The organism is Dysgonomonas sp. Marseille-P4677 (assembly GCF_016652235.1).
Taxonomy (GTDB): Bacteria; Bacteroidota; Bacteroidia; order Bacteroidales; family Dysgonomonadaceae; genus Dysgonomonas.
The window spans coordinates 16,933-27,912 of sequence record NZ_JAEPKU010000052.1 but is presented as its reverse complement, the minus strand read 5'-3'; the positions used below and the strand labels follow the sequence as shown (position 1 = coordinate 27,912).

Genomic DNA, 10,980 nt, shown 5'->3' with positions numbered 1-10,980 from the left:
GTTAATAATAGATTAGAAGATTTTTTAGAATTATTATTATCATACAAAGAATGCTTATGTTGTAAATATTATTCCGAGATCAAAATAAAGGAACTTATTTATCTATTAAGAATTATCTATCCGAAGGAAGCCTTGGCTATGTTTTTCCGTGACGCCATTAGCTACGACTCTAGTTTTTCTCATTATATCATTCATAATTATCATAAATACAACAATCGAGCCGATTTAGCTGCAGCCATGCACATGACTCTATCCTCGTTTGAAAAACGTTTCAAATTGGTATTCGGTGAGTCTCCTCATCGTTGGATAAATAAACAAAGAACGAATAAAATATATCATGCGCTTAGTGTCGAAAAGACACCCTTAAAAGAACTTGCTACACGATTTGGATTTGCCAACAAATCATCTTTTAGCAGTTTCTGTAGCAGAAATTTCAAACTATCTCCTGGAAAAATAAGAAAAAATATGCAAACAAGAAACAATAAGAAACAAAATTGCGCAAATGAATAACCTTTTTTTTAACTAAAAAGTCTATGTTTGTATCCGTAATTACAAATGTAAACTTGGGACAAATTAAAGTAATTATCAACAACTTGGCTAAAAAACAAAGTAGTCTCTAAAAATATAGCCTAAAGAACGAAGAATAAAAATGCTTAAATAAAACAAAACGACAATTTATTTTTTTTATATATCTGACACATATATTAAGACTTAAAGAAACTGGTGAACAATATCAAATCATCAGTAAGTTTTAGCTGAGTTTACCCCGAAAGCTAATCCTTTATAGTCAAAATATGAGTAATCATTGATTATTTTTAGCTCTTATAAGCAGATCCAATTAAAATAAAGAAGACAACAGCATAGCTGAATTGGCATTCCTATATTAAAAAAGACAAGTTATAAAAACGAATAAACAAAATTTACAGAGAATCTTGACAACAATCCCGTATTGTATCACATACAAACTAAAACAAACTAAAATCAAAACAATTAACAAATTACATCTAAAAAAATGAATGAAGTAATTATTAAAAAAGGAATACTATTTCTAATATTATTCTTTTTCACTTCGGTAGTTTACTCCCAAGTAACTATTGGGGATGACATATCTCCCCCAAAAGATTATTCTGTTTTGGAAATTTCGACAGTAAATACCTTAGGAGGTTTGAGACTCCCACAATTAACCACGAGCCAAAGAGAGGCACTGACAACAGATGCCTTTAAGAATGATCCAAAGGCACAAGGCCTTGCCATTTATAACATGACAAACAATTGTTTCGAATATTGGAACGGTACAATATGGATTAGTCTATGTGGTAGAACACGCAAAACCGTCGTTAGCTCAGTTAATACGGATACAGTTGAGATATACCCGAGTACCCCTGTCGGCGCAGCTGATACGACAAGGAATCTCTATAAAGAACTAGATACCGAATTGACATCCTTCAAACCGATCTCTTTTCCGTCTAAATATTCGATTGACAACTACATAGACAATTCTAACAGATATATTACCGCCCTTCTTCCAATTGAGCAAAGCTCTATTTTGAAGACTGGAAAATCTGTTGCAAGACTTGAAAATATAGAGTCGAAAAAATTAGAATATATTGAAAATAACAATTTTAAACTCAATATAATTTCAATTACAAATTTAAATAAAGAATCATATAAGTAATATGAATAAAACACTAACACAAAGGATAATACTATTGTTTGTCTTTACTTTGGTTACATTAGGGATTCGGTCTCAGGTAACTATTGGAGACGGAACCCCGCCTCAGGGATATTCTGTTTTAGAGATCTCTACCTCAAAAACAAAAGGAGGATTGAGGCTTCCGCAGCTATCAACAGTTGAAAGAAACAGTTTGGCTACCACAGAGGGAGACAATCTTTCCTATGGGCTTGCTATCTTCAATACAACCACAAAATGTTACGAATATTGGAATAGCTTAGCTTGGATCAGTTTATGTAACGATGGCAACGACCCTCTTCCCTGTGATAACCCGACAAGTGCTTCTCCGGGTAATACGGAGCAAGAAGCTTTTGTTGATCAGTATATAATTCTAGGCCCTGTATCAGCAACCTTCGCTGTAGGTTCTACAGCAACGGCTAAATATCAGTGGTATAGCAATACGAGCAATTCAACTACAGGTGGTACTCCCATGATAGGGGAGCAAAGTAATACTTTGAAAGTATCTCATCCTGATGTCAGGACTTATTACTATTACTGTGAGGTGTCAAATGCAGTTTGCGATAGTGAAAAAAAATATGCAGGTGTATTTAAAGTGAACGTAAGGGCTACTCTCTGCGTAGCTCCCACTGTAATGCCTAACACTGTTACAGCAATCACAGCAGAAGTTAAAAAAGATGTACTTCTAGGTGCTGTTACAGCAACAGTGTCGGAGGGGGCTTTGTCACCCTTATATCAGTGGTATTCGAATACATCAGCTCTTACTACAGGTGGTACTTCTCTTGGAGTAGATGGGCAAAAAAGCACTTATATAGCAAATGAATCTTCAGCCGGAATTTATCACTATTACTGTGTAGTGTCAAATGCAGCTTGCCCTACCGAACAAACGGCCTCCGGTCTATATACAGTAACCTTTACTTGTGACGGTCCACTAAGCCCTCTTACATCGAGTCGTCCTACAACAGTAACAACACTGGTTAACCAATACGCAGTTTTAGGTACTGTAATAGCAAATTTCCCTGCGGGTTCTACAACAGCGAAAGCTAACTACAAATGGTATACGGCTACTAGTTTAGGTCAGACTTCAGGTGGTACTGAAATACCTGGTGCTACTGATAACTATTATTCATCAACGAAAGCCGTTGCCGCACCTTATTATTATTACTGTGAGGTATGGAATGAAAACTGTCCTACTAAGGATAAAAGAGCTATTGCATATACTCACATTGTTGAAGCTGCACCTGTTAATTGTGCTCCTCCTACTACTATAAGCTCTCAGGGAAATCAAAGTATCACAGCACAAATTAATGAATTGGTAACTTTAGGCAAAGTAGAGGTAACCGCTCCCGCAAATTATACAGCTAAATATCAGTGGTATAATGGCAGTACAAATCAGCCTATTGATGGTGAAATAAGTAATACTTTAAAAATATCTCATTCTACTTCAGGAAGCTATACGTATTACTGTGAGGTATCAAATAGTACTTGTTCTAGTGCATCAGTAAAGTCCGCTACATATACCGTTAACGTTGTTTGTAATAGCCTTCAATCTGTAACATCGAGCCATTCAACAACAGTAGAAACACTTACTAACACAAGTGCAACTTTAGGTACTGTAATAGCAAATTTTCTGGCGGGCTCTCCAGCAAAGGTTAAATACCAATGGTATACGGCTACTAGTTCAGATCAAACTACAGGCGGTAGTATAATAAGTGGTGCTACTGCAAATTACTATTTAGCACCGGCACGAAGTACTGTCGGAAATTATTACTATTACTGTGAAGTATCGTATCAAGGCTGTGAAAATGAAGATAAACTCTCTATTGCATACACTCATCGAGTTACCACTACACCTTGTGACGAACCTACGTCTATTACCTCTGAAGGTAATAAAACAATGACAGTACAGGCTAACCAGCAAGTAACTCTAGGCCAAATAAAAGTGACAGCGCCTGCAAACTTTGGTGCTAAATATCAGTGGTTCATAAAAAGACCAAGTGAAACTGACTTTACTCCTATTAATAACGAAACAGCTAGTATTTTAAATATATCTCAATCCATTTTAGGAACTTATGAGTATAAATGTCAAGTAACAAATGCAACTTGTACCAGTAATCCACTAGTGTATTCCGCTATATATACCGTTACCGTTGTTTGTAATGGCCTTCAATTTGTAACATCGAGCCATTCTACAACAGTAGAAACACTTACTAACACAAGTGCGACCTTGGGTACTGTAATAGCAAATTTCTCAGCGGGTTCTCCAGCAAAGGCTAACTACCAATGGTATACGGCTACCGGTGCAAATCAGACTACAGGCGGTAGTATAATAAGTGGTGCTACGGCAAATTACTATTTAGCACCAGCACAAAGTATTGCCGGAAATTATTACTATTACTGTGAGGTAACAAATGCTGACTGTACAGATAATAAATACTCTATTTCATATACCCATAAAGTTATAACAAATCCTGTAACCCCTTGTGATTCTCCTGTAACTATAGACTCTCAGGGAAATAAAAATATCACAATGAAAATTGGTGAAGAAGTAACTCTAGGTGCTGTAATAGTGACTGTACCTGCAAATTTTTCTGCTAAATATCAGTGGTGGGTAAAAGCTCCGTCAGCGGCGAGTTCTGTTAAAGTTCCGGCTACAGAAGGAGGTCTGAATAGTATTTTGAAAATATCTCCTACCGCTATAGGTCAGTATTACTACTACTGTGAGGTGTCGAATGCCACTTGTGGTAGTACATCGATGACTTCCGCTACATATTCCGTTTTTGTTGAAGATGCTCCACCCGCTTGCGTTGGGCCTACTGGAATAACTCCGGGCAATACTACAAGTCATACAATAGAAAGTGAGCAGCTTCTAATTCTGGGTCCGGTAACGGTAACTTATCCATCTGGAACTCCAGCTTCTTCATATCAATGGTTTAGGAACGGTACTGAAATATCCGGCCAACAAAGTAATACATATACAGTAAAAGAAACTGTAAGCACACAAACAACTTTCACATATAAGTGTGTCGTAAAAAATGCAGCTTGTCCGGATAGTGGTTCCAAAGAGGTATCATTTACTGTTACTGTAAACCCTAAAGCGCCATGTATCGTACCTTCGAATGTGCTACCGACTGCTACAACTATCAACGCAATGGTTGATCAACTTATAGTTTTAGGTCCTGTATCAGCTACCCCTGCCGATAATCTTAGATTCCAGTGGTACTCGAATTCAACAGCTTCTACGACAGGTGGTCAGCCTATGGCTGGTGAGTTAGGCAAATCTTTAGGTCTTAAACTACCTGCTGGAACTCATTACTACTACTGTGAGGTATATTATGACGGATGTACAGAGAAAGCGAAATCCGGTCTGTTTACTGTAATCGTAGGAAATCATCCGGGAGATTTAGATCTTGGATCAGGAAACCTTTGGGGTGGCTCTTGTTTCGACATCAATCAATCGAACTTTGATGAAGTTTCATCTGAAAGTAATGCTAAACACGAAGCAATATGCGGTACTCAGACTTCTCGAACTGCAACTATGACCAATTTTGCGACATTAGCTCCCGTAACATATACCTTCAGAGCTCCGGGCACCGGCACAATAAATAATTTTCGATTTGTAGTCGAAGACGACCCCCGAGTTACAACTATCGAATATTATGACTATTCAGCTTCAGGAACTCTCGGTAATAATCAGATAGTCTCTCTGACTATTAAATATAAAACTACGCTTAATTCAGTTGAAGGCGGAATTTATGGTCGGGATAAAAACAATGCGGCAAGGGTTACGATCTATGCTGTATATAACGATGGAACAAAAGATGTAAGTATCCCAATGGTTGTGTCTATACAAGATTGCTCTTGTTGTCCGGGTGGAAAAATCGTAAAAAACGCAGGATACGTACAAATAAGCGAGATACCTGATAACCAGCTAGTCGGTACTAGTAAATTCCCAACTGCCTTAGAACCGCATTTTCAACCTACAGGAAGAGATCTATGTTGGTACGGATGGGATAGTAGAACTATAACATATCAAGCAAATAACTACACGAACCCTACTACTAATAGGACTTCACTCTACACAGGAAAGGCTTTGTGTGAAAATTTAACAGGGTGGCGCTTACCCAACGCATTCGAAATGCTGAAATCGAGGCAAGATCTTATTTATGTATCCAATTATATTTCTGGCTATGACGGTTCCGATCTGGTCGCAGCTGAAATTGCTTCCAGAAGTGCGTATGGTACTTACATGTGGTGTCTTTATGACACGTATTATTTGACATCCACCCTAGTAGGAGAAGACAAATATTTAATTGCATTTCCATCTGTTTATAATGGTGATCCGTTAGGAACCCAGGTGAGAACTATTATATACAATAAGTCCACAGTGTCAGCCGGTCGTGCTCGTTGTGTAAGAAGTCTATAATTATTTAGTAATCTATCTGCCCTGTGTTGTGGGGCAGATAGGTTATTCATATCGATCATTAAAAAAAGTATAAAGACTTGTTATTATCTGCTTTGTCATGCTAAATAATAAAAAAACAATATGCTAAAAAAAATTGGATTTCACATACTATTCTGTTTTGCCTCAACTTTGAGTATAAATGCTCAAATCATTCAACTTCAAACTCCATCTTTGACTGGGCGCAATGCAAAATGTTATTATTTCGAAGGCTCAAGAACCGATTCTCTTGAGACGGTTATAGGCAATTCGGGTAGAGCAACTTTCATGATCCCCAATGAAAATTACAGGGGAATGGCAGCTGTGACTATTTTCAACGCCGGAGGTATCGAAATAGCCGTTGACGAACCATTTATCTTGATAGATTGCAATGAAAACGATTTCAATCACGAAACAGTAGTGTTTCCGCAATCGAATGAAAACAACTTCCTAAAAAAGATATTCACAACCAGGAACAAATATGTGCAACAAAAGGGATGGTTACAAGCCGGAGAGCATATTTTCCCAAACTCTCCCCTACTTAGTCATTTGCAACCGGAGATAGAAAAAATCGACCTTGCTATGCAAATGTTAGATAAGGAGATAGAGGCTTCAGACCTCTATATATCGAAATACTATCAGTTGGGTAATTTTATGAATCGCCTTGTTGAAGCCGAACATAATGGCGATACGAAAATGGCAAAGCTTATCCGTCAGGAAATGGAAGACTCACTTGATATTACCTCTCTATATACTTCGGGGCGATTGTGGAACGATGCATTCAGCTATTATATAAGACTCTTCGACTACACCGAAAATAACGACACCAAACAAAAACAATATGCTCAGTCGGTATTAAAAACGTCACAAAGACTTACTTCTCCCTACTTTGAAGCATTTTTGGATGCCAATGTCAAAGAAACAGAATATTTTGGATGGCTCGATGCGCAACATCTGATCATAGAGGGATTACTTACCAAATACAAAGGCTTTAGTTCGTCTTATCCCAACTTGCAGCGAGCTATAGGCACATACTATCTGAAAATTAACAAGTCGTTACCTCCCATTGTAGGTTTGGCAGATAGTTCCGAAAATTACGACAAGCTATTAATAGCTTTTCACGATTCAGATTGTAGTTCGTGCATTAATGAAATGACACGATTGATGCAGATTTATCCAACATTGAAAGAAAAAGGCATACGTGTAGTTTCCATCGCTGCCGATATAAATAAAGATAGATTTGAAGCCGAAACCTCCCGATTTCAATGGAAAGACAAGCTTTGCGATTACAAAGGTTTTACAGGGGTCAACTTTTCCAACTACAATGTAATGGCCACCCCTTCATTCTATTTAACAGACAAAAAAGGAAAGCTTTTGGGCAACTATTTTAGTATAATGGACTTAGAAAGAAATCTGTAATAAAATACTGAAAAATAAGCTGAAATTACATACACTTTTTTACACAAGACAAAGTATCTAGTAAAATACATTTATTTACTCTAACATTTATTTTTGTTGCTTTGTTTCACATCCTTAAATCATTACCAAGACTCTAATGTTTCCTTTTCGTTAGCCTTAGGTCTGATATGAAGATCCATCAACAGATAGAATTTATTCACTGAAGATGGATCTTTATTCTTCCAAAACAACAGGAAAATACCTAAAATAGGTACTGATAAAAATTATTACTTCATAAAGGCATCGAATTCGTTCGATGCTTTTTTTATAAGTTTATGTATCGATGCTGGAGGATTAAAGAAAAGTGAACCTTCGGCAGTCACTCCGCTTTTGCGAACTACGCGATTCCATATTCCAATAATTTTACCATTGTGAAAAATAGTCGGTTTGAATACACCATTACTTACTATCACTTTCTTTTGATGTTCCAAAGCCAATGATTCCTTGCGATCTTTATAGCTGATGAATAATTCATCAAATGCAGGAAGGAAGTGAATATGATCCTTGTCTAATTTATAATTGAGGCAAGAATCATGTAATATATATGTCTGTGCATCAAAAATCTCAAATATAAATTCCTTTCGGATAGATTCAACCGCTTTCCTGGCATCGGTGGCAGTTAGTCCCGACCACCATATAAAATCTTGTAAGGTAGCCGGTCCATGACTTCTGAAATATTTATAAGCAAGCCTGTATAATGCTTCATCCCGGCTTATTTCAGAAGGTTTAGGAATCCTGTTCTCCAATAAATCATAGGTTTGTTTTTTCCCTCTTACGATACCATTACAGACAATACCATCCTGTTCGGCATGATACATAATATGAGTAAGAATAGACCGATTGATAGGTATTCCTAGTTCTTCCAGCCTTATCCCTAATTCTTCTCGTGTCTGATGCGGCTCCTTTTCCAGAAGCTTGGTTATAGCCAGATTTGTTTTCAATACAATTTCAGGCGTAAGCTTCAACGATTTATCGTAAGCATCAACAGCAGCTTTGATTCTGGAAGCCGTTAATTTCAACATCCAATATATATCATCGCTAGACACAAAATGCCATGTAGGACGAAGGATATGTGTGCGTATGATGTCCCCTTTATTTACAGCGTCTTCTACTTGCTTGTCACTAATACCTCCCAAGCGTACTCCAACAGCCCATTTAGCCATGTTAAAATCCTGAGCCTGGATTGCACCCATCCACGAAACAACTTCTTTGGGTGTCTTTAAATCGGTTTTAATCAATTGTTGATTAACAAGACGGGTTGTGACTATTGTTGTGGCATCCATCGTTTATTTTTAACTAGAAGGTGACAAAAGTGACACTTTTCGATTCCTTTTTATAATTCGTTTCCTTTACTCTTAAGAATAGTGCTACTTTGACAGTATATAGATAATTTTGTCATATATCGATTATTTATAGCCTAAAGCTATCAAGGCATCGGCAACTATAAAATTACTCCCTCCCACAAAAATAAAGTCGTTTACTGCCGCCCAATCTTTTGCTGCACGAATAGCTTCGGCAACTGTCTGATAGGAATATCCGGTCAGGCCTTGCTTTTGTCCCAATTTCTGTAGTTCCCGTTCGTTCATGGCACGAGGGATAGATGCTTTGGTAAAGTAATATATTGCTTTCTTTGGAAGCATAGATAAAACAGCATTTACGTCCTTATCATTTACCATTCCTAAGACGACGTGCAATGTATTATATTTTTCGTGTGCTAGTTGCTTGACTATATATTCCATACCTGCGACATTGTGTCCTGTATCGCATACAATCTTAGGATTCAGTTCATGAACTACCTGCCAGCGCCCCATCAATCCTGTAAGTTTTGTTACATAAGCAAAACCATTGTAGACTGATTTGGATGGAATGGTATAGCCTATTCTTTGTAATTCTTTAACTGCACATAGTACTGTTGCTGCATTCTTTAGCTGGGCATAGCCCGACAGTTCTCCTTTAAGTTGTGAATAGTATTTTGTATCGAGTAACCACCCGCTTGCAGTAGCTAGTTTAGAGCGAATAATATGTTCATCTTCGGCAAAAATAATAGGCGTTCCTACCCTTTTGGCCGTTTCGTCAAAAACTGTTCTGACTTCACCTTTAGCTTCACCGATTATTACAGGTACATCCTTTTTGATAATACCCGCTTTTTCTATTGCAATTTTTTCTAGTGTATTCCCTAAAAACTGCATGTGATCGAAACTTATATTGGTTATTACACTCAGTATAGGAGTAATAATATTCGTACTATCGAGACGCCCGCCCAAGCCAACCTCTATGACTGCAATATCTACTTTCATATCGGCAAAATACTTAAATGCCATCATCATTGTCAATTCAAAAAATGATGGCTGTATCGGTTCATATGCTTCTCTATGTTGCTCTACAAAGTTTACAACATACTGTTCTGATATTTTTTCTCCATTAACCCTTATTCTCTCTCTGAAGTCAATCAGGTGTGGAGATGTATATAGACCTACTTTATAACCAGCTTCCTGCAATATAGCTGCCAACAGATGCGATGTAGATCCTTTTCCGTTTGTTCCGGCTACATGGATTGTCTTATACTGAGTATGTGGATGAGAAAAGTAGGTATCGAGAGCCCGGCTATTATCCAACCCTTCCTTATAGGCGCTACCTCCTACTTTTTGATATACGGGTAATTGATTATATAAATATTCTGTTGTTTCCTTGTAAGTCATTGTCCTGTCTATATTTATTCCGATTCTATATACTCATGCAATTTATCCAAAAACAAAGAGATATGCAAACCATCCATGACGGCATGATTTGCTGTTATAGAGACGGGTAACATTATTTTTTGTTCTTCTGAAAAATATTTACCTGTCGATATTTTGGGTATAGCCGCATTGTTGCCAAAAGAGACAGCATGCTTCATATCCGTAAATTGAATCCAGGGCACAGACGAGTAATGTATAACGTCATTTCTGCCCGGAGATGCATCCAGCCCTAACCCTGTTGTTGTTTTTACTTTTTCTACGATTTGTCGGGTATTATCTACAAACGTTCGAATATCAGGGTAATACTCAAAGAATGAGAAACTGAATGTTCCATCTTCACGACCTACAGTAGGCGCAGGATGGATAATATCGTAACAAACTAATTTATCGTCTTCTATTCTATAGCGAAACGCTTCTACAGCATTTACAGCCTGCATTATTTTGTGTAACGAATATAGAAAAAATGAAGTTCCTTCTTCTTTTGCCTGATAATATATTGTTGAAAAATCTACATTGACAGTAATTCCAAAAAAGGGATCATCGAATGTTTTGAAGAAATTAAAATGTTCCTTTCTTTTCCAATTTTCTATATCGATTATTTTCTTCTTCATTCAATATTATCTAGCCAAAGGAATACTACGTGTTTTTTATAC

7 protein-coding genes are annotated in these 10,980 nt (G+C 37.2%); 4 read left to right on the top strand and 3 right to left on the bottom strand.

From position 1 onward, the window contains the following. From JGH11_RS10465 to JGH11_RS10450, 4 genes are all read left to right on the top strand, one after another. On the top strand, nucleotides 1-510 hold a 510-nt coding region (locus JGH11_RS10465; RefSeq protein WP_201111539.1), incomplete at its 5' end, for an AraC family transcriptional regulator. Between the two features lie 502 nt (nucleotides 511-1,012). Continuing rightward, nucleotides 1,013-1,675 (top strand): hypothetical protein, encoded by a 663-nt coding sequence (locus JGH11_RS10460; protein ID WP_201111538.1) that lies wholly within the window; start codon nucleotides 1,013-1,015, stop codon nucleotides 1,673-1,675. Nucleotide 1,676: 1 nt separating this feature from the next. Then, the gene (locus JGH11_RS10455; protein WP_201111537.1) at nucleotides 1,677-6,116 is read left to right on the top strand and encodes a hypothetical protein; all 4,440 of its coding nucleotides are present in this window, start codon (nucleotides 1,677-1,679) and stop codon (nucleotides 6,114-6,116) included. Nucleotides 6,117-6,236: 120 nt separating this feature from the next. Then, nucleotides 6,237-7,550 carry a peroxiredoxin gene (locus JGH11_RS10450; protein WP_201111536.1) on the top strand — a complete coding sequence of 438 codons (1,314 nt, stop codon included), beginning with the start codon at nucleotides 6,237-6,239 and terminating at the stop codon, nucleotides 7,548-7,550. A 266-nt stretch (nucleotides 7,551-7,816) separates the two neighbouring features. Here JGH11_RS10450 and JGH11_RS10445 read toward each other — a convergent pair whose 3' ends face one another. The 3 genes from JGH11_RS10445 to JGH11_RS10435 form a co-directional block, all read right to left on the bottom strand. Continuing rightward, nucleotides 7,817-8,872 (bottom strand): winged helix DNA-binding domain-containing protein, encoded by a 1,056-nt coding sequence (locus JGH11_RS10445; RefSeq protein WP_201111535.1) that lies wholly within the window; start codon nucleotides 8,870-8,872, stop codon nucleotides 7,817-7,819. A gap of 123 nt (nucleotides 8,873-8,995) precedes the next feature. After that, on the bottom strand, nucleotides 8,996-10,288 hold the full coding sequence (locus tag JGH11_RS10440; RefSeq protein ID WP_201111534.1) for a folylpolyglutamate synthase/dihydrofolate synthase family protein: 1,293 nt from the start codon (nucleotides 10,286-10,288) through the stop codon (nucleotides 8,996-8,998). A gap of 14 nt (nucleotides 10,289-10,302) precedes the next feature. Then, complete coding sequence (locus tag JGH11_RS10435) at nucleotides 10,303-10,938, bottom strand: chloramphenicol acetyltransferase (RefSeq protein WP_201111533.1); 636 nt, start codon at nucleotides 10,936-10,938, stop codon at nucleotides 10,303-10,305. Nucleotides 10,939-10,980: the final 42 nt, after the last annotated feature.

Excerpts from the sequence above, each read along its gene's own strand:
- JGH11_RS10460 (WP_201111538.1), top strand. The coding sequence starts at position 1,013 with ATGAATGAAGTAATTATTAAAAAAGGAATACTATTTCTAATATTATTC.
- JGH11_RS10455 (WP_201111537.1), top strand. The coding sequence starts at position 1,677 with ATGAATAAAACACTAACACAAAGGATAATACTATTGTTTGTCTTTACT.
- JGH11_RS10450 (WP_201111536.1), top strand. The coding sequence starts at position 6,237 with ATGCTAAAAAAAATTGGATTTCACATACTATTCTGTTTTGCCTCAACT.
- JGH11_RS10445 (WP_201111535.1), bottom strand. The coding sequence starts at position 8,872 with ATGGATGCCACAACAATAGTCACAACCCGTCTTGTTAATCAACAATTG.
- JGH11_RS10440 (WP_201111534.1), bottom strand. The coding sequence starts at position 10,288 with ATGACTTACAAGGAAACAACAGAATATTTATATAATCAATTACCCGTA.
- JGH11_RS10435 (WP_201111533.1), bottom strand. The coding sequence starts at position 10,938 with ATGAAGAAGAAAATAATCGATATAGAAAATTGGAAAAGAAAGGAACAT.